Origin of the sequence: Streptomyces sp. NBC_00846 (assembly GCF_045207325.1) — a bacterium.
Classification (GTDB): Bacteria; Actinomycetota; Actinomycetes; order Streptomycetales; family Streptomycetaceae; genus Streptomyces.
Genome location: NZ_CP108846.1, coordinates 181,752 through 199,653, shown reverse-complemented (window position 1 = coordinate 199,653; position 17,902 = coordinate 181,752). Strand labels below are relative to the sequence as shown.

17 protein-coding genes and 2 pseudogenes are annotated in these 17,902 nt (G+C 70.0%); 13 read left to right on the top strand and 6 right to left on the bottom strand.

What is annotated here, in order from left to right; genetic code table 11:
* Window positions 1-177: 177 nt before the first annotated feature.
* The 7 genes and pseudogenes from OG936_RS00980 to OG936_RS00950 form a co-directional block, all read left to right on the top strand.
* Window positions 178-744, top strand: a pseudogene (locus OG936_RS00980) (formate dehydrogenase); the annotation flags it as partial.
* Window positions 745-1,040: 296 nt separating this feature from the next.
* Window positions 1,041-1,403, top strand: a complete 363-nt coding sequence (locus OG936_RS00975; protein WP_406500286.1) for a hypothetical protein — start codon at window positions 1,041-1,043, stop codon at window positions 1,401-1,403.
* Between the two features lie 99 nt (window positions 1,404-1,502).
* Window positions 1,503-2,069, top strand: coding sequence for a 2Fe-2S iron-sulfur cluster-binding protein (locus OG936_RS00970; protein WP_406491820.1), 567 nt, complete (start codon window positions 1,503-1,505; stop codon window positions 2,067-2,069).
* Window positions 2,066-3,052: an FAD binding domain-containing protein gene (locus OG936_RS00965; protein WP_406491819.1), complete on the top strand. Its 987-nt coding sequence runs from the start codon at window positions 2,066-2,068 to the stop codon at window positions 3,050-3,052. The genes OG936_RS00970 and OG936_RS00965 overlap by 4 nt, the downstream gene beginning before the upstream one ends.
* A 42-nt stretch (window positions 3,053-3,094) precedes the next feature.
* Window positions 3,095-5,194, top strand: coding sequence for a xanthine dehydrogenase family protein molybdopterin-binding subunit (locus OG936_RS00960; protein WP_406491817.1), 2,100 nt, complete (start codon window positions 3,095-3,097; stop codon window positions 5,192-5,194).
* A 174-nt stretch (window positions 5,195-5,368) separates the two neighbouring features.
* Complete coding sequence (locus OG936_RS00955) at window positions 5,369-5,881, top strand: ATP-binding protein (protein ID WP_406491816.1); 513 nt, start codon at window positions 5,369-5,371, stop codon at window positions 5,879-5,881.
* 168 nt (window positions 5,882-6,049) lie between these two features.
* The gene (locus tag OG936_RS00950) at window positions 6,050-7,453 is read left to right on the top strand and encodes an NADP-dependent succinic semialdehyde dehydrogenase (protein WP_406491815.1); all 1,404 of its coding nucleotides are present in this window, start codon (window positions 6,050-6,052) and stop codon (window positions 7,451-7,453) included.
* 86 nt (window positions 7,454-7,539) lie between these two features.
* On the opposite strand, the gene OG936_RS00945 is transcribed toward OG936_RS00950, so the two are convergent.
* The gene (locus OG936_RS00945) at window positions 7,540-7,863 is read right to left on the bottom strand and encodes a plasmid stabilization protein (protein ID WP_406491814.1); all 324 of its coding nucleotides are present in this window, start codon (window positions 7,861-7,863) and stop codon (window positions 7,540-7,542) included.
* A gap of 119 nt (window positions 7,864-7,982) precedes the next feature.
* Window positions 7,983-9,098: a chemotaxis protein gene (locus OG936_RS00940; RefSeq protein WP_406491813.1), complete on the bottom strand. Its 1,116-nt coding sequence runs from the start codon at window positions 9,096-9,098 to the stop codon at window positions 7,983-7,985.
* A gap of 188 nt (window positions 9,099-9,286) precedes the next feature.
* On the opposite strand from OG936_RS00940, the gene OG936_RS00935 reads away from it, so the two are divergent.
* Window positions 9,287-9,850 (top strand): hypothetical protein, encoded by a 564-nt coding sequence (locus tag OG936_RS00935; RefSeq protein WP_406491811.1) that lies wholly within the window; start codon window positions 9,287-9,289, stop codon window positions 9,848-9,850.
* Between the two features lie 156 nt (window positions 9,851-10,006).
* On the opposite strand, the gene OG936_RS00930 is transcribed toward OG936_RS00935, so the two are convergent.
* A complete protein-coding gene (locus tag OG936_RS00930; protein WP_406491810.1) occupies window positions 10,007-10,846 on the bottom strand; it encodes an endonuclease I family protein in 840 nt (279 codons plus the stop codon).
* Window positions 10,847-11,096: 250 nt separating this feature from the next.
* Here OG936_RS00930 and OG936_RS00925 point away from each other — a divergent pair, with 250 nt between their 5' ends.
* The 3 genes from OG936_RS00925 to OG936_RS00915 all read left to right on the top strand — a co-directional run bounded on the left by OG936_RS00925 (window position 11,097) and on the right by OG936_RS00915 (window position 13,831).
* Window positions 11,097-11,318, top strand: coding sequence for a hypothetical protein (locus OG936_RS00925; RefSeq protein ID WP_383757994.1), 222 nt, complete (start codon window positions 11,097-11,099; stop codon window positions 11,316-11,318).
* A 74-nt stretch (window positions 11,319-11,392) separates the two neighbouring features.
* Window positions 11,393-12,550: a methyltransferase gene (locus OG936_RS00920; RefSeq protein WP_406491809.1), complete on the top strand. Its 1,158-nt coding sequence runs from the start codon at window positions 11,393-11,395 to the stop codon at window positions 12,548-12,550.
* A 102-nt stretch (window positions 12,551-12,652) separates the two neighbouring features.
* Window positions 12,653-13,831: an acyl-CoA dehydrogenase family protein gene (locus OG936_RS00915; RefSeq protein WP_406491807.1), complete on the top strand. Its 1,179-nt coding sequence runs from the start codon at window positions 12,653-12,655 to the stop codon at window positions 13,829-13,831.
* A gap of 19 nt (window positions 13,832-13,850) precedes the next feature.
* Here OG936_RS00915 and OG936_RS00910 read toward each other — a convergent pair whose 3' ends face one another.
* The gene (locus OG936_RS00910) at window positions 13,851-14,372 is read right to left on the bottom strand and encodes a DUF6461 domain-containing protein (RefSeq protein ID WP_406491805.1); all 522 of its coding nucleotides are present in this window, start codon (window positions 14,370-14,372) and stop codon (window positions 13,851-13,853) included.
* 191 nt (window positions 14,373-14,563) lie between these two features.
* Window positions 14,564-15,025 (bottom strand): Crp/Fnr family transcriptional regulator, encoded by a 462-nt coding sequence (locus OG936_RS00905; RefSeq protein WP_406491803.1) that lies wholly within the window; start codon window positions 15,023-15,025, stop codon window positions 14,564-14,566.
* Between the two features lie 467 nt (window positions 15,026-15,492).
* Here OG936_RS00905 and OG936_RS00900 point away from each other — a divergent pair, with 467 nt between their 5' ends.
* Together OG936_RS00900 and OG936_RS00895 are read left to right on the top strand one after the other, a co-directional pair.
* A complete protein-coding gene (locus tag OG936_RS00900) occupies window positions 15,493-16,374 on the top strand; it encodes a universal stress protein (protein ID WP_406491801.1) in 882 nt (293 codons plus the stop codon).
* Between the two features lie 606 nt (window positions 16,375-16,980).
* Window positions 16,981-17,118 (top strand): annotated as a pseudogene (locus OG936_RS00895) (IS110 family transposase); the annotation flags it as partial.
* A 54-nt stretch (window positions 17,119-17,172) separates the two neighbouring features.
* Here OG936_RS00895 and OG936_RS00890 read toward each other — a convergent pair.
* On the bottom strand, window positions 17,173-17,634 hold the full coding sequence (locus OG936_RS00890; protein ID WP_406491799.1) for a cyclic nucleotide-binding domain-containing protein: 462 nt from the start codon (window positions 17,632-17,634) through the stop codon (window positions 17,173-17,175).
* Window positions 17,635-17,902: the final 268 nt, after the last annotated feature.

Sequence of the window (17,902 nt, the reverse complement as noted above, 5' to 3'; positions counted from 1 at the left end):
TGACTACGAATTCATGTTTTAAGTGGATATAAAACTAAAAGTGTTTCGATGGCGCGGGGCACCCGGCGGCCCCGGGCCCGGCGCCTCGGCCCGTCCGCCTGCCGGCGGCCTCGTGTCGCCGTCGCCCGGCAGCGGGGCGAGCCTGGAGAGGATCCCCGAATTCGCTGGAGGGAAGCGATGGGAGTGCCGAATCCGATCAGCCGCCGGCCGGTCTGCCGGCAACTGACCGGTGGTGATCCGCTGGGCAGAGGGCGTGCCGCGAAGTCGCCCGCGACCGCCGGTCTCCGGCCCCGCACGGCCACGTCCGACCGGGTCGTGCAGTCCGTCTGGACGTACTGCACGGTCGGCTGCGGTCAGCAGGTGTACGTCAAGGACGACCGGGTCGTGCAGATCGAGGGTGATCCCGATTCGCCGATCAGCCGCGGGCAGCTCTGCCCCAAGGGATCCGCGACGCTCCAGCTCACCACGGGCCCGTCCCGCCGCCACCAGGTGCCGTACCGGCGCCCGTACGCGAGCGACTGGGAGCCGCTCGACCTGGAGAAGGCCATGGACATGGTCGCCGACCGGGAGGTCGAGACCCGGCGCAGGACCTGGGAGTGGGAGCGCGAGGGGGTCCGCACGGCCCGCACGCTCGGTATCGCGAGCCTTGGCGGGGCCACCACCTTCATGCAGGACCTCCAGGAGTCCAACTTCGCCGAGGCCCACCCCGTCGGCGTCCCCCGGGTGATGGAGGCCAAGGCCCGGCTGTACGGACACGACCCGGACAACGGGGTCGGCGGCGACGGGGGCTCCGCCCGCGTGCTGACCGCCGCCGGTGCGGTGGGCGCGGCGCTCCCCGGCCGCCGCCGAGGAGCCGGGCTCGCGCTGCTCGCGGGTTCGGCCCGCACACGCTTCGGGATCTTCGCCGCGGGCATCGCCTCCGCCGAGGACCCCGTCCACACCGTCGGCCCCCAGCGCGGGGACGAACCACACAACGCCGAGCGGAAGGAGCCGCGGTGAACACCATCAAGGAGAGGAAGCCGGAGGAGAGCCTGCACGGAATGGAGGTCACGGTCGTCATCAGCGGGTGCGACACGGGCGACGCGCGGATGGTCTTCGACGCGCTGCGGGCCGCTTTCACCACCGACCGGGCCTCGGTCGACGTACCGAGGAAGCTCGCGGAGAGGCGCCCCACGGCATGGGTGGCGACCGTCGACGTCACCGAGGAGAGAGTGATCTCCGGACCGCTCGCACTCGGCGCACCCGTGAAGATCGATGTGCAGGGCGGCTACTGGGCGGTCGAACGGCTGCGCCGGAGTCTGGCGCACGCCTTCGACGTACGCGTCGTCGGCACGGTCTCCGGAGACCAGGAGGAAGAGGTACGCCTGCGCCTGGAAGGCCACCGGAACAGCGGGAGCCGATAGACCGGCGGGCCACCGCCCGGTGACGGAGCAATGAAGCGGGAAGGCAGGGCACATCTGGTAGAAAACGAACAAAAGGCCACCTCTGAAAGGTGCGAGTGAGTGGACCCCTCTCACGGGCGGGACGACGGTGCGCGACAGTCGGGAGCAACCGGTGACCGCTCCACCCTGACCCTGCACATCAACGGATCCGAGCAGACCCTGACGCTCGATCACCGCACCACGGTCCTGGACGCCATGCGCGAACACCTCGACCTCACTGGCGCCAAGAAGGGCTGCGACCACGGACAGTGCGGGGCGTGCACCGTCATCGTCGACGGGCGGCGCGCCAACAGCTGCCTGCTGCTCGCCGTCGCCCACGACGGCGCCCGCATCACCACCGTCGAGGGCCTCGCCGACGGAGACCGGCTCCACCCCGTCCAGGAAGCCTTCCTGGACCGCGACGCCCTGCAGTGCGGCTACTGCACACCCGGCCAGATCTGCTCGGTCGTCGGCATGCTCGGCGAGGCAGCGGACGGCTTCCCGTCCCAAGTCACCGCGCGCACCGCGCCCGCAGCGGCCCCGGTGCCGCTCGACGCCCCCGAGATCCGCGAGCGGATGAGCGGCAACCTGTGCCGCTGCGGCGCCTACCCCCGCATCGTCGAGGCGATCGAGGACGTGGCGCCATGAAGCCTTTCTCCTACCTGCGCGCCCGGTCCGTCGAGGAAGCGGTCCGCGAGATCAGCGCCCGACCCGGCGCCGGGTTCCTCGGCGGCGGTACCAACCTCGTCGACCTGATGAAGCTCGGTGTGGAAACCCCCGGTCTGCTCATCGACATCAGCCGGCTGCCCCTGGACCGGGTGGCCGACACCGACGACGGCGGGCTACGTATCGGCGCGACCGTACGCAACAGCGACCTGGCCGCCCATCCCGCGGTACGCACCCGCTACCCCGTCCTGTCGCAGGCCCTGCTGTCCGGCGCCTCCGGGCAGCTCCGCAACACCGCCACGACCGGCGGCAACCTGTTGCAACGCACCCGCTGCCCGTACTTCCAGGACACGTCCAAACCGTGCAACAAACGGGAACCCGGCACCGGCTGCCCCGCCCGCGAAGGCGCCCACCGTGACCTCGCCGTACTCGGCCACTCCGAGCACTGCGTCGCCACCCACCCGTCCGACATGGCCGTCGCCCTGGCCGCCCTCGACGCCACCGTCCACCTGTACGGGGCGGACGGCGAACGGACCGTACCCGCCGCCGAATTCCACCGCCTGCCGGGCGACAGCCCCCACCTGGACGCCGAGATCAGGGCGGGCGAACTCATCACCGAGGTGGTCCTCCCGCCGCGCCCCGACGGTGCCGGATCCCTCTACCGCAAAGCCCGCGACCGGGCCTCGTTCGCCTTCGCTCTCGCATCCGTCGCCGCGGTGCTGAGCGTCCGCGACGGCCGGATCGAGCATGCGGCACTGGCCTTCGGCGGGCTCGCCCACCGGCCCTGGCGCGCACACACCGCACAGGACACGCTCCGGGGCGCACCGGCCACCGACGAGACCTTCGCCCGCGCCGTGGACGCCGAACTCGCCACGGCCCGGCCCCTGCGCGACAACGCGTTCAAGGTGGGCCTCGCCCGCAGCCTGGCCGTCGACGCGCTGACCGAACTCGCCGCCGACAGCTGAGCCACCGCAGATACGCCGACCAGCAGACGTGAGGACCCCGTCATGAGCCAGGCCCCTCCACCCCTGGGCACCCCCGTCCTTCGCCGCGAGGGCCGGGACAAGGTCACGGGCACTGCCCGCTACGCCGCCGAGCACACCCCGCCGGGCTGTCTGTACGGCCGGCCCGTCCCCGCCACCATCGCCCGCGGCCGCGTCAGCGCCATCCACACCGACGAGGCGCTGGCCCTGCCGGGCGTACGCGCCGTCCTCACCCACGAGAACGCCCCGAGGCTCAAGCAGCCCGACGACCCGATCCTCGCCGTCCTCCAGGACGACCGGGTCCCGCACCGGGGCTGGCACATCGCGCTCGTGGTGGCCGACACGCTCGAGCAGGCCCGCGCCGGGGCCGAGGCGCTGCGGATCTCCTACGAGCCCGCCGGGCACGACGTCCTGCTGACCGAGGACCACCCCGGCCTGTACACCCCGAAGATCGTCAACGGCGACTACCCCGCCGTCCGCGAACGCGGCGACGCCGACCGGGCCTTCGCCACCGCACCCGTCCAGGTCGACGTCACCTACACCCTCGGCGCCCTGCACAACCACCCCATGGAGCCGCACGCCTCCACCGCGCAGTGGACGGACGACGGCAGGCTGACCGTCCACGACGCCGGCCAGGGCTCCACCAAGGTCCGCGACAGCCTCGCCATCGCGTTCGGACTCCGCCCGCAGCAGGTCACCGTGGTCTCCGAACACGTCGGCGGCGGTTTCGGCTCCAAGGGCACGCCGCGCCCGCAGGCCGTCCTCGCCGCCATGGCCGCACGCCACACCGGGCACCCCGTCAAGATCGCCCTGCCCCGCCGTCAGATGGCCGCCGTGGTCGGCCACCGCGCACCCACCGTGCAGCACGTCCGGCTCGGCGCCGATCTCGACGGCACCCTCACCTCGGTCACCCACGAGGTCGTCACCCAGACCTCCACCATCAAGGAGTTCGTCGAGCAGGCAGCCGTACCGACCCGGGTCATGTACGGATCCGCCCACAGCCGTACCGCCCATCGAGTGACCGCCCTGGACGTGCCGAGCCCCTCCTGGATGCGCGCACCGGGCGAGACCCCGGGCCTGTACGCGCTGGAATCCGCCATGGACGAACTCGCCTCGGCCCTCGGCATGGACCCCGTCGAACTGCGGCTGCGCAACGACCCGGTGACGGAACCCGACTCCGGCCGCCCGTTCAGCAGCCGCGGCCTCGCGGCCTGCCTGGAGAAGGGCGCCGCACGATTCGGCTGGTACGAGCGCGATGCCCGCCCCGCGGTCCGCGAAGAGGGACCCCTGCTGCTCGGCACGGGCGTCGCCGCCGCCACGTACCCCGTGTACATCCTGGCCTCGAGCGCCTCGGCGCACGCGGCACCCGACGGCTCGTACCTCATCCGGGTCAACGCCACCGACATCGGTACGGGCGCCCGCACCGTACTCGCGCAGATCGCCGCCTCCGTGCTGGAAACCCCGGTCGAGAACGTCCGGATCGACATCGGCAACAGCGAACTGCCCGACGCCCCGCTGGCCGGTGGCTCCTCGGGCACGGCCTCCTGGGGCTGGTCCGTGCACAAGGCGTCCACGGACCTCCTGCGACAACTGCGCGAGCGAACCGGCCCGCTGCCCGCCGGGGGACTGACCGCCTTCGCGGACACCGAACAGGAGACATCGGCGAAATCCCCCTACGCCCGGCACGCGTTCGGAGCGCACTTCGCCGAGGTCGCCGTCGACTCCCGTACAGGAGAAGTGCGGGTGCGGCGGATGCTCGGCGTCTTCGCCGCCGGGCGCATCCTCAACCCCCGTACCGCACGCTCCCAGTTCACCGGCGGAATGACCATGGGGATCGGCATGGCCCTGACCGAGTCCAGCACCATGGACCCCGCCTTCGGTGACTTCACCGAGAGCGATCTGGCCTCCTATCATGTGCCGGTCTGTGCCGACGTACCGGACATCGAGGTGGACTGGATCGACGAGATCGACCCGCATCTCAACCCGATGGGCAGCAAGGGCATCGGCGAGATCGGCATCGTCGGCGCCGCGGCGGCCGTCGGCAACGCGGTGCGGCATGCCACCGGCGTCCGGTTGCGCAGCCTCCCGATCACCCCGGACACATTGCTGCCGTATCTGCTGTGACCTGGGCGGATCCTCTCCGTAAGGCCGGTTTGCCGTCCCTTGTGTTGCGCAACCGGCTCTGCCGAGTCACTCTGTGGAGTGACCTAGAAGCGACATCTGCTCACTCTTCGTGTTCGGGGGGTCGTTGGTTCAATGAGGCGAAGCGAGTGGGCCTCGATGTGAGGAGCCTCGACGATGACCGTTCAACTCGACCGGCACTACTCGGTCGAACTCCAGGTTTCGGCAGAGCGTGTGTGCCAGCTGCGGCGAATAATCGCAGCGCACCTACGCCACTGGAGTCTCGAACTCCACATCCGGCCGGTGTGCCGGGGTGTGGAGGAGCTGCTGACCAATGTCCACCGGCATGTCGGTGACAACAACAACTGTGTCGTCGAACTCCGCTGGTCGGGTCGGCATCTCACGGTCTCCGTCGCCGACAACGGTGCCGAGATGCCGCGGCTGCTCAGCACCGGCGGCGGCGGTCTCAGCCGCGTCATGGCGCTGAGCGACAGCTGGGGCACCTGCCGCACCTCCGAGGGCAAGGTCGTCTGGTTCACCCGGTACGCGAAGGAGCCGCGCACCGTCGAGCTGGTGCCGACGGCGCCGCTGCCCGGTGTACTGGAGTCCCGCTGCCCGCCGGCCGCGGTTCCGGAGGCGGCCGTTCCCGAGACGACGGCGGCGTCCGACACCGCCCCCGCCCTCGTCTGAGGCGGGTCACCCCCTCGAACCCGCCGAGCGCTCACCCTCCTGGCGCGGACGGCGTGCACACCGCACGCACGGTCCGCGCCGGTCGGGTATCCGCCCGGCGGGGCCCGCGTTTGCGGCCCGGCGCACGGCGCGGCACGGTCGCAGTACCGAGGCAAGGAGAGCAGAGCCATGCCCATCGCGACGGTCAACCCCGCGAACGGCGAGACCCTCAGAACATTCGACGCGCTCGCGGAGGCCGAGATCGAGCAGAAGCTCGCCGCCGCCGCGACCGCGTTCCGGCAGTACCGCACCACTGGATTCGGCGAACGGGCCCACCTGCTGAACGCCGCCGCGGACCACCTCGAAGAGGACCAGCAGGACATCGCGCGCACCATGACCACCGAAATGGGCAAACCCGTCAAGGCGGCCCGCGCGGAGGCCGCCAAATGCGTGAAGGCGATGCGCTGGTACGCGGCCCGCGCCGAGGAACTCCTCGCGGACGAGCACCCGTCGGCGGCCGACGTGCGGGACTCCGGCGCGTCCCGGGCCTATGTCCACTACCGCCCGCTGGGCGCCGTCCTCGCCGTGATGCCGTGGAACTTCCCACTCTGGCAGGTCATCCGGTTCGCCGCACCCGCGCTGATGGCCGGGAACGTCGGCCTGCTCAAGCACGCGTCCAACGTTCCGCAGACGGCGATGTACCTGGAGAACCTGTTCCGCCGGGCCGGATACCCGGCGGGATGCTTCCAGACCCTGCTGGTGGGATCCGGAGCGGTCGAGTCGATCCTGCGCGACCGCCGGGTCGCCGCCGCCACCCTCACCGGCAGCGAACCGGCCGGGCGCTCGGTCGCGTCCATCGCCGGCGACGAGGTGAAGCACACCGTCATGGAACTGGGCGGCAGCGACCCGTACCTCGTCCTGCCGTCGGCGGACGTCGCCAGTGCCGCCCGTGCCGCCGTGACCGCCCGGGTGCAGAACAACGGCCAGTCCTGCATCGCCGCCAAACGGTTCATCGTGCACACGGAGGTGTACGACGAGTTCGCCGAGCGGTTCACCGTGGGCATGCGCGATCTGACCGTCGGCGACCCGCTCCAGGAAGCCACCGATGTCGGCCCCCTCTCCAGCGAACAGGGCCGCACCGACCTGGAGGAGCTGGTGGACGACGCGGTACGGCAGGGTGCGCGCGTGCTGTGCGGCGGCGGCCGGCCCGACGGTCTGGGCCCGGAGCTGGAGCGCGGCTGGTTCTACGCCCCTACCGTCCTCACCGGGATCACGCCCGCCATGCGCATCCACCGCGAGGAGACCTTCGGTCCCGTCGCCACGCTCTACCGCGTCGAAGGACTCGACGAAGCCGTGGAGCTCGCCAACGACAGCCCCTTCGGCCTCAGCTCCAACGTCTGGACCCGCGACGCGGAGGAGGCCCGCCGCTGCGTGCGCGATCTGGAGGCGGGCGGTGTCTTCTTCAACGGCATGACGGCGTCCCATCCCGCGCTGCCCTTCGGCGGAGTGAAGCGCTCCGGCTACGGCCGCGAACTCGCCGGCCACGGCATCCGCGAGTTCTGCAACGCGACCACGGTCTGGTACGGACCCTAGGGTCTTTCGTTTGGATCACGCCGGGTTCGCGTGCCCCGGGCCCGGAGCGGGTTGACACCACTCCGGGCCCGGTCGGAGGGGAGGGCTCAGTGGCCGAGCGCTCGTTCCAGCTCGGCCTTCGTCATGTGCGACCGCCCGTGGACGTTCTTCTCCTTCGCCTCTTCGTAGAGCTGCTCGCGCGTCGGACCCCCGGCTCCGCTGTGGGAGCGCAGACCGCCGCGCCGGGAGGACGACATGTCCTCGATGGACGTGCGGCTCGCGGTCTTCGACTCACCGGCGCGGGCGCGCTCCTTGTTGACCGTACGGGCCGCGATCTCCTCGGCCCGGTCCTCGCTGACCCCGCGCTCCTGAGCGCTCTCCTTGATGTGTTCGTACTGCCGTTCCCGTTTGGGGTTGGATCCGCGTGGCATGGTGCGATCACTCCTCTCCCTGGGGCCCGATCGGGGTTCTCTCCAGTGTCCCAGCGGCCTCGGGGGCCCGCACGCCTGTCGCGTACCCGGTGCGGCGAACGGCGGGTTGCCCGGCCCGCTCAGTAGCGCAGGGCCGCCGCGATGCGGCCGTACTCGGTGAGCGCGTCGTCCGCGAGGAAGACCACGTCGGCGCCGCTGTCCAGGGCCGCCTCGACGAGCTCGTCGACGATGTCCTCACGGACCGAGCTGTCCGTGAGGTCCGCGGCTTCGCCGCTCACCGGTTCGAGGTGTTCGTCCGCCACCCGCACCGTCTGCTGGAAGTGCTCCTCCACCGCGACCAGTCCGGCGCGCCCCTCCCGTACCGCGGCCCACACCTCGTCGAGACCACCGGCGAAGGCGCGGCGGCCACGGGCCTCGTCCAGCCTGCCGTCGATCTCCGCGGCGAACCGCTGCCGCCGCTCGTCGAGCGCGGGCCGGAGTTCCTTCAGCAGGTCGCCCGGCGTCATGTCGGCCGGAACACCCTTGGCGACCCGGCCCACGGCAGACTTGGTGCTCTCCCCGACCTCGTCCAGAAGGGCGAGCGCGGGCGCGAGGCCGACCAGGTACAGCGGGCGCGGGTCCTCGGCCAGTACCGCGCGCAGCTTCTCGTCCACCGTGCGAAGGAAGTTGCGCGTCTCCTCGTCGGTGAAGGTGCTCGGGGTGTCACCGATCTGCTCCTCGCGCTGCGGGTTGGGCGCCTCCCGCGGAGCCGTCAGTGGGAATCCGCCGGTCCGCTCCTCGGTCAGGACGTCCTGCGCGCCGCTCCACAGGACGGCGTGCTCGGCCGAGACGGTGAGCGCCCAGAACGGCTGCGCCTGAGCCTTCGCGGCGACCAGATTGCGGGTCAGATACGTGTCGCTGAGCACCACCCGTTCGGGCGCGGTTCGGGGAATCTGCCAGATCTGGTGCTCGTCGGCGGTGACGAGGACGACCAGGGCGTCCAGGGCCCGGCGCGGGTCCAGTTCGGTGACCGCACGGTCGAGTTGCTCCTTGACGGCGTTCCCGGCCTCGTGGGTGACGGCGGGGTCCGCTTCCAGCCGGCCGGCGGCCTCGGCCACCAGGTTGCGCAGCCGTACGGCGTCCTGGGTGTTGTCCGGAGCGCGGCGGTGCGTCGGCATGGTCAGGGACAGGGCCGGATAGGGCCTGGCCGCCCGCAGTTCCTTCAACAGGCCGGTGGTCAGGGCGTCCGTGTCCATCGTTCTCTCCCAGGGGCTGGTATCCGCTCCCGAGTGAAGCGGGTGAATTCAACGAGTTAATTCATACCGTTTGAACCTAGTGTGGGCGAGTTGTTGGTTATTGCTCCGAGGAGGTGCCCTGCGGCTCCTCGCCTCCCCTATCTCTCCCGCGCGCCATTCCGGCGAGCTTCCGAACAGACGGAGTGTCCGTGAACCCGACCAGCCCCTTGCGCCACGCCTTCGGCGGCCGCCCAGTCCGTATTCCGGCCCTCACCGTGCTGGCCGCGGTGATCGTCGCCGGTACCGCCGCCTGCGGCGGGTCCGGGACCACCTCGCCGGGCACGGCCAGAGGCACTCGTACGGTGTCCCCGGAACCGGCCCTGACTCGGTCCGCGAGCGCCACCCCGCGCACCCAGCAGGAGTTCGCGGCCTCGGCCGCCGCCGCCGAGCGCGACCGGCAGAAGGCCGTCAGGCAGCTCGAAGGTGTCCAGGGGCAGGGCAACGCGGTCAAGGACGTCTCGGTGACGGGGCTGCCGGTCGAGAAGTCCGAGAAGTTCCGCAGCGCTCTCGTCCGGGTCAGCAACCGCACGGACAAGGCAGCCTTCTACGCCGTGAAGGTGGAGTTCGCCGACTCCTCCGGCAAGGTCCTCGACTTCGTGGTGCTCGGCTTCGCGGACGTCCAACCCGGCCGGACCGTCAGTCAGCACGCCAACAGCAGCAAGGCGGCCGGAGTCAAGACGTTCCCCCGGATCGCGCAGGCCGAACGCGGCTGACGGCCGCAGGACATGCCCCGCCCTGCTCCCCGGTGACGGGGAGCAGGGCGGGGCATGCGGACCTTCGGCCGTCAGCCCCCGTAGGCCGTGACCCGGTGCGCGAGTGGCCCGGCCGGCTGAAACGGCGGGGGAGGAGCCTGCTCGAGGCCGGACCGTCTACCAGATCGACTCGACCCATTCCGGGTGATCGATGAACGGGTTCCGGTTGTGCTGGTACTTGTCGAATATGACGTCGTTGCGCCGCTTCTCGAAGCTGTCCGGCGGGTCCTCCTGGCTCCACGCCTTCAGCACCGAGAGGCGGCCGATGTACGGTGCGGAGCCGTTGGACACCTTGTCGTTCGGTTCGAGGTCGGGGAAGGCGTCGTCGCCCTCGTAGCGCACCGCCATGTACAGGATCATGCGGGCCACATCGCCCTTGACCGAGTCGCGCGGTTCGAAGGAGTCGCTGTCGGTGTAGTTGCCCGGTGCGCCGCTGACCGGGCCGCCGCCGTTGTCGAAGTCCTTGTTGCCACGGATGGAGTTGACGGTGACATCCGCCGGGCGCAGGTGGTGGATGTCGGTGCCGGGGCCGGTGGCGGTGCCGAAGCCGCCGTGGGACTTGGCCCAGACGTGTTCGCGGTTCCACTGGCCGACCGAGCCGCCGTTGTCGCTCTTGGGCTCGGAGCGCCCGGTGTAGAGGAGGAGCACGTTCGAGGGGTTGGCGGGGTCCTCGTCCGTGTCCTTGAGCGCGTCCCAGACCTGGCTGTAGGAGATCTTGGTCTGGTTGCTGATGATCGTGTGCAGTGCGCTCTTGAGCGCGGTTCCGGACTTGCCGAGCGCGTTCTCGTAGTACGTGTCGTCGAGGGCCCGGAGCGGTGTCGCGGCGACCGGCGCGGCCACGGGTTCGGCTGCCCGGGGCGTGGCAGCCGGTGCGGCGGCCGCGGTGCCGGCGAGTACGGCGAACGCGGCCAGGGTTGCCAGTAAGGGGCGACGGTAGTGCAGGTGACGACGGGACATGTGGGGTGTCCTCTCCGAAAATGCGGGCACCACGAAGCCGTCGCAGGGTGGGGGGTGGCGCCGCGGTGGTCGTGTGGTAAGTGGTCAGCGGGAGCCTTCCACACGCACCGTGACACCGGTGTGAACACTGTGTACCTATCATGTGCAGGTCAAGTGAGGGCTGGTCCGTGAGCCGGGAGTGGACCGCCGAGGCATCGGATGCGGCGGGCCGGGCACGGGGCGAGAATGACCGAAAGGACGAGGAGGCGGCATGAGTGACGAGCCCGAATCCGTATCCGCAGCTCCAGGAGTCACTCCCGCGCTGCGGGGAGTGACTCCCGACAGCCTCTTGCACGCCGGCGGGAGCGACCATCCGTCGGCAGAGGACCTGGTACTCGCCTCCGGGCGGGACCTGACCCCGAAGAATCTTCAGTGGGCGGAGCGCAGGCTCGCCCAGGAGGGCCGGTCCGCGATCGACAAGGCACTGCCGTAGCCCGTGGCCAGGCGGTCCGGGCGGCGCGGGGAGTGTGTGGGCACTCCCCGCGGCTCGGCTAGCCTGGGTGCACAATGAACCGTTTGACGACGTCAGGGGCCGGGTACGACCTGGCCCGCTTCCCCGAGGACCCGCGCGACCAGTTCCGCGCCTGGGACGCTGCCGATGAGTATCTGCTGCGGCGGCTGGAGGGGAGCGAGGGGTCGGAACCGGTCGGCCTGTCGGGCGCCGTGGTCGTGGTGGGCGACCGCTGGGGCGCCCTGAGTACCGTGCTGGCCGCGCACCGCCCCGTACAGATCACCGACTCCTACCTGGCGCAGCGCGCCACCCTCGCGAACCTGGAGCGCAACGGTGCGGCCGCGGACGCCGTACGCCTCCTGTCGGCCAGGGACACCCCGCCGGACCGGATCGACGTCCTGCTGGTACGCGTCCCCAAGAGCCTCGCGCTCCTGGAGGACCAGCTCCACCGGCTCGCGCCGGCCGTCCACGCGGGCACCGTCGTGATTGGCACCGGCATGGTCAAGGAGATCCACACTTCTACCCTCAAGCTCTTCGAGCGGATCATCGGCCCGACCCGCACCTCCCTCGCGGTCAAGAAGGCCCGGCTCATCTTCTGCACCCCGGACCCGGCCCTGCCCCGTACACCCAGCCCCTGGCCGTACCGCTACGACCTGCCCGAGGACGTCGGTCCGGTCTCCGGCCGGACCGTCACCAACCACGCCGGGATCTTCTGCGCCGAGCGCCTCGACATCGGCACCCGCTTCTTCCTCGGCCACCTCCCCGCGCGCAGCGGCCCCGACCGGATCGTCGACCTCGGCTGCGGGAATGGCGTCGTCGGTCTGTCCGCCGCGCTCGCCAACCCCGAAGCGACAGTCACCTTCGTCGACGAGTCGTACCAGGCGGTCGCCTCCGCCGAGGAGACCTTCCGGGCCAACACCGGCCCGGACGCCACGGCCGAGTTCCTGGTCGGCGACGGGCTGACGCGGCTGCCGCCCGCCAGCGTGGACCTGGTCCTCAACAATCCGCCGTTCCACTCCCACCAGGCCACCACCGACGCGACGGCCCGCGCCATGTTCCACACGGCACGCGCCGCACTGCGGCCGGGCGGTGAGTTGTGGGTCGTCGGAAACCGGCACCTCGGTTACCACACCCAGCTGCGCCGGACCTTCGGCAACTGCGCCACGGTCGCGGGCAACCCGAAGTTCGTCGTCCTGCGCGCCGTCAAGAGCTGACGCCCGCCAGGGACGCCCCGGCCCTTCCGGATTCTTGCAACACGTTCTACTGTGTGCGCCGCCGCACACGGGCGACGCGAACGCGAGACTCCTGGAGGGGCCGTGCACCTCGAATACACGCCTGAACAGCAGCAGTTGCGCGCCGAACTGCGTACGTACTTCGCCGGACTGGTCCCCGACAACGCCTACGCGCGCCATGCCGACCCCGCCGTACAGAAAAGCTTCTACCGGGAGACGATCCGGCGCCTGGGCACCGACGGCTGGCTCGGCGTCGGCTGGCCGACGGAGTACGGCGGCCGCGGGCTGTCCCCGATGGAACAGTTCATCTTCTTCGACGAGGCCGCCCAGGCGGGCGTACCGCTGCCGTTGATGGCCCTCAACACCGTCGGTCCGACGATCATGCAGTTCGGCACCGAGGAGCAGAAGGCCTACTTCCTGCCGAAGGTCCTCGCCGGCGAGATCGACTTCGCGATCGGCTACAGCGAACCCGACGCGGGCACGGACCTCGCCGCGCTCAAGACCCGCGCCGTACGCGACGGCGACGACTACGTCGTGAACGGGCAGAAGATCTGGACCACCAACGGCGACACCGCGGACTGGGTCTGGCTCGCCGTCCGCACCGACCCGGACGCGCCCCCGCACAAGGGCATCACCATGCTGCTCGTCCCGACGAGCGACCCCGGATACTCCTGCACCCTGATCAACACCCTCGCCTCGCACGACACCACCGCCAGCTACTACGAGAACATCCGCGTCCCCGTCTCGCGCCGCGTCGGCGAGGAGAACAAGGGCTGGCGGCTGATCACCAACCAGCTCAACCATGAACGCGTCACCCTCGCCGCCCACGGCACCATGGCCGTCCGCGCCCTCCACAACGTCCAGCGCTGGGCGAAGGACACCGCACTCGCCGACGGCCGCCGCGTCATCGACCTCGGCTGGGTCCGCACTCTCCTCGCCCGCACCCACACCAGGCTCGACGCCATGAAACTCCTCAACTGGCAGATGGTGTCCGCGGTCCAGAACGGAACCCTCACCCCGCAGGACGCCTCCGCCGTCAAGGTCTACGGCTCCGAGGCCCGCCGCGACGCCTACGCCTGGCTGATGGAGGTCGTCGGCTCGGCCGGACCGCTCAAGGAAGGATCGGCGGGCGCCGTACTCCACGGCGAACTCGAACGCGGATACCGGTCCGCCGTCATCTTCACCTTCGGCGGTGGCAACAATGAGATCCAGCGGGAGATCATCTCGTGGATCGGCCTGGGGATGCCGCGCGTACGACGGTGAGTGGCTGCGACCACAGATTTCAGTTGTCACATACCGGGGATAGCCGGCACTGGATGGATTCGCGTAAGCACCCGGCGGAAGGGTGGGTCCGGGACTCGTTGCATGGTGCTGCATTGGTGCCCGGACGGAGGGGCGCACACTCGTAGCCGAACCCCAATTCGAAGTGGAGCTGTACCGCCCCGTCGGCGAGGTACGTGAAGAAGGAGGGCGGATCGTCCGGCCGGGGGTCGAGGACCAGGACTTCGGCGCCGCGGGAGACTGCCGGGTCCAGGACCCAGCCTTCGCTGCCTCCGCATTCCACGATGAACGACCAGTCATCGCTTCGGCCGACGCGTCCGACGCAGTAGATCTGCGTGAGGTCGACCATGCGGGACGCTTCGTGAGTGGTGAGGGCAGGCCCGATCTCGACAGGTTCGTGGTCGGCCATGCGTTCGGCCAGCTGCTCAGGGGTCAGGCCGCGGGCGCAGGTGATGTACAGGTCACCGGCGTTCAGCGTCGCGCTCCGCCAGGCATCCGCGATCCAAGCAAGACCATCGGACATTGATCCCTTTGCCACAACGCACTGAGTCGCAGGTAGGCCGACCGCACCTGGAGATGTTGCCCGCCAGTTGGGCCTTCCTGCTGTTACTGGGAGAGGATCCGACCGCTCTGCGCGGCCACGACGGCGCGTCGGGGTGGGGCGCGAACATCGAGGAACATCCCAGGGGCGAACGGTCCCATGTTCCGGACCGTTCAGTCATCAGGAGCCTCGGCCCCGGGACCGTACAGCTGCATCAGCCTTTTCCGTGTCTCGTACAGTCGTTCCGCTACTGTCTCGGCGACGTACTTGTAGACTGCCCGGCCCAGCACCGCATCGGCGTCGCACAGCGAGCGGACGGCAGCGGCATCGAATTCCACGGCCCGTCCCGCCCGGATCACATGTGCACCCAGGTGCCACACGTGCGGGGGGAACAGCCAGGACCAGCCCAGCAGATCGTCCTGTCCCAGTGTCTCGATGACCGCCGCACGGCGTCCGGGCACATGGAGGTCGACCTCGACCTGTCCGGAGCGGATGACCCAGAACCGGTCGGCCCTTCTGCCCTCTTCGAAGAGCCGTGCGTCGAGGACCAGCGGCACTTCGCTGGCTGCCCCGTCGAGCAACCGGGCCCGCCTCTCGGGCGGGATTACGTCGAGCAGACTCCTGGCCGTTGACATGGAACCTCCGTTCCGGGCTGACGATGTACCCCGACCGCCCGTTATGAACGATATGCGCGCTTCTGGAGGGGCGCTCGGCCGTGCTGCGTGGCATGCGGAATCCATGCTGGGCCGGTATGCCGCATACCGATGGCCAAAACCTGCGGCATCGTGCGTTTGGGCCTTGCCGCAGATCCATCGCGGCGTCACGCCGAGGATCTCGGGGTCCACCACCAGTCGGAGCGGCGTGGCTCTTGAGCACGCGAATGCGACGCCCGGTGAGGCCGTTGCATCTGTATGGATGACGGCGACAGGGACTTTTGTAGTGGCAGCGGGACTTTTCATCGTCCGGTGGAAAGTCTTCACGAAGCTGGTGGACAGCATCAGGTGCATGGAGTGGGAGAAGGAGTGGGACGGGGTGGAAGCCGAGCTGCCCGAGCAGTTCCGCAATCGCCGGCAGACGGCGCTCGCAACTTCGAGGAGAGACCATGAACAGCACTCGATCAAGCGTGACCGGGTCGGGACCGGTCGTGGTCGGCACTGATGGTTCCGACCACGCGACGCGGGCCGTGCGATGGGCTGCGGGCGAGGCGGCTGCCCGCAGCCGGCCGCTGCGGATCGTGTACGCCACCGGGACGAGCCACGGAAGGCTGTACCTCTCCCCGGAGGACATCCAGCAGATCGACGGTTTCGCGGAAGACGTGCTGGAAGAGGCCGCCGCACTCGCACGTCGGCTTGCTCCCGCCGTCGCTGTGACGACGGCTGTGTGCGAAGACGAGACAACAGCATGCTTGCTCAGTGAAGCCGGTCCCGATGCCACGATCGTCGTGGGCTCCCGCGGACGCGGCGGATTCGCATCCTTGCTGCTCGGTTCGGACTCGCTCCGGGTGGCCGCGCGTTCCCACGTTCCGGTTGTCGTCGTGCCCGGCAGTGATGACCGTGAACCAGCAGGTGTCGTCCTGGCCGGGGCACGGGACGAGCGTGACAAGGAGACGCTGCGCGTTGCCGCCTGTCTGGCCGCGCGCGAGGGCGTCTCGCTGCGGGTGTTGAGCGCATGGGTCTTCTTCGAGAACGTCGGCAGCATGGCGGCGATGTCCGATGGTGTGGGCAGGCTCGCCGCGGATCAGGCGACAGCGACTGCCCGGCTCGTCGAGCTCGTGCGCAAGGAGTTCCCGGACCTCACGGTGACCGAGCACGTCGTTCGTGCCGGATCCGTTTCCGAGGTGCTGGTGGCAGCGGCCGCCGGCGCCGACGTGATCGTCATCGGATCGCGTCGGCGTTCCCACTCCATGGGTTCTCCGCTCGGCCGCGTGACACATGCTGTCCTGCACCACGCGCACTGCCCGGTCGTCGTCGTTCCCCACCCCTGATGAAAGGCGCCCCCTGGAGGGCCGGTGTCGCGGCCGCGCTCAGCGGGTGTCCGGGACGGCGGCGACGGGGCAGGGTGCACAGTGCAACACCGCGTGGGTCACAGGACCGGGGCGCGGCCCGTGGGGTCCGCCGGTACGGCGCGCACCGATGGAGGAGTTGCCCCAGGCGGATGATCACCTGCGGGTGTCCCGTGCCGTGGGCCGGGTCGCGCAGAAGCCATCGCAGGTCCGGCCATTCGAGGGGCTGGGCCGCGATCGCCGGCTGCGAGGCGCCGCACGATCTTCAACCGGGCCGGGCCACGAGTGCCCGGAACAAGGCGGCGGTCGGCGCGGGCTCACCGCGGCTGGGGATGCCCGGCCAGGCCGGCGCGGAGGCAGGCCCGCCGGCAGGGACGAAGAGGCAGGTTCCGCCTGCGAGGCCGGCCTTGATGAATTGTCGTCGTGCGGCCATCTGCGTCCTCCTGGACACGGCCCCCCATCGGCTGCAGTCCCAGAAACCGTTCCAGTGTTTCCGGCACAACGAAGAAGAGCCACTCGGAACGTCGCGGACCAAGATCTACGTGCGGGCGCAGCGTTTCGGCTCGCCCGGCTCTCCACGCCGTGGCGCTCAAGAAGCGTGACGAGGGCTGCAAACACGTCCAGGCCGTCATCGCCCTGGCCCGTCGACGGGCCGGCGTTCTGTGGGCCCTTCTGCGCGACGACCGGGTCTTCACCCCCGTCCTGCCGGTCGCGCAGGCGGCTTGACTTCGTCATTGAGACTCCTCGGGGTGGCTCATGGGTGGTGGCACGACGGCGTACTCACACAAACCCGCCGCTGCCATGAGGGGCGTAGCGATCGAGCAGACGGATCCGAGTGGCCTGCAAGCGGTGGGCGAGAACCTGCCCGACCCAATGACCGATGGCTGAACCGAGGGCGGGATCCGCGTCCATCATCGTTCGTACGGTCGCCGCGTCGAACTCATGGGTGCGGACAGGCGTCATCGCCTCTGCTCCGAGGTGCCAGATGCAGGGCTCGAACAGCCAGGCCCAGCTGACCAGTTCGCCGGAGCCGAGTCTCTCGATCGCCGCCGGGGAACCGCCCGGTACGCGGATGTCCAGTGTGACGGTGCCCGAGCGCAGGATCCAGAAGCGGTCTGCGTGGTCTCCTTCTTGGAAGAGACGGGTTCCCTGGGCGAAATTGACCTCCTGCCCGATCCCCATCAGGCGGGCACGGTACTGGGCAGGCAGGGCTGCGGTGATGCGAGTTGCAGAAGCGTTCATCGGTGGCCTCCTCTGTAGCCTTCGGATTCAGCATCGCCGGGCAGTCGGTTCGCGAACATGGGCCGACCGGCCCCTGTCGCGGTCCCGTCCGGCCCCGGGCGGGCAAGCTCTGCGATCTCAGAGCGCTTGGCGGCTCTGTCTGCCGAGTCACTCCTTGCGTCCGATCGCGAGTTCGGACCAGACGGTTTCGTGGGTGCCCCCAGCAGGTTCCTTTCGACGTATCGGCAGACATCTGCAGTGAGCAAGCCGAGGCGTCGTGAGAGTTCCG

Bases quoted from the DNA above. Each gene is read 5' to 3' on its own strand.
- OG936_RS00975 (WP_406500286.1), top strand. From the start codon at position 1,041: ATGGAGGTCACGGTCGTCATCAGCGGGTGCGACACGGGCGACGCGCGG.
- OG936_RS00965 (WP_406491819.1), top strand. From the start codon at position 2,066: ATGAAGCCTTTCTCCTACCTGCGCGCCCGGTCCGTCGAGGAAGCGGTC.
- OG936_RS00960 (WP_406491817.1), top strand. From the start codon at position 3,095: ATGAGCCAGGCCCCTCCACCCCTGGGCACCCCCGTCCTTCGCCGCGAG.
- OG936_RS00955 (WP_406491816.1), top strand. From the start codon at position 5,369: ATGACCGTTCAACTCGACCGGCACTACTCGGTCGAACTCCAGGTTTCG.
- OG936_RS00950 (WP_406491815.1), top strand. From the start codon at position 6,050: ATGCCCATCGCGACGGTCAACCCCGCGAACGGCGAGACCCTCAGAACA.
- OG936_RS00945 (WP_406491814.1), bottom strand. From the start codon at position 7,863: ATGCCACGCGGATCCAACCCCAAACGGGAACGGCAGTACGAACACATC.
- OG936_RS00940 (WP_406491813.1), bottom strand. From the start codon at position 9,098: ATGGACACGGACGCCCTGACCACCGGCCTGTTGAAGGAACTGCGGGCG.
- OG936_RS00930 (WP_406491810.1), bottom strand. From the start codon at position 10,846: ATGTCCCGTCGTCACCTGCACTACCGTCGCCCCTTACTGGCAACCCTG.
- OG936_RS00925 (WP_383757994.1), top strand. From the start codon at position 11,097: ATGAGTGACGAGCCCGAATCCGTATCCGCAGCTCCAGGAGTCACTCCC.
- OG936_RS00920 (WP_406491809.1), top strand. From the start codon at position 11,393: ATGAACCGTTTGACGACGTCAGGGGCCGGGTACGACCTGGCCCGCTTC.
- OG936_RS00910 (WP_406491805.1), bottom strand. From the start codon at position 14,372: ATGTCCGATGGTCTTGCTTGGATCGCGGATGCCTGGCGGAGCGCGACG.
- OG936_RS00905 (WP_406491803.1), bottom strand. From the start codon at position 15,025: ATGTCAACGGCCAGGAGTCTGCTCGACGTAATCCCGCCCGAGAGGCGG.
- OG936_RS00900 (WP_406491801.1), top strand. From the start codon at position 15,493: ATGAACAGCACTCGATCAAGCGTGACCGGGTCGGGACCGGTCGTGGTC.
- OG936_RS00890 (WP_406491799.1), bottom strand. From the start codon at position 17,634: ATGAACGCTTCTGCAACTCGCATCACCGCAGCCCTGCCTGCCCAGTAC.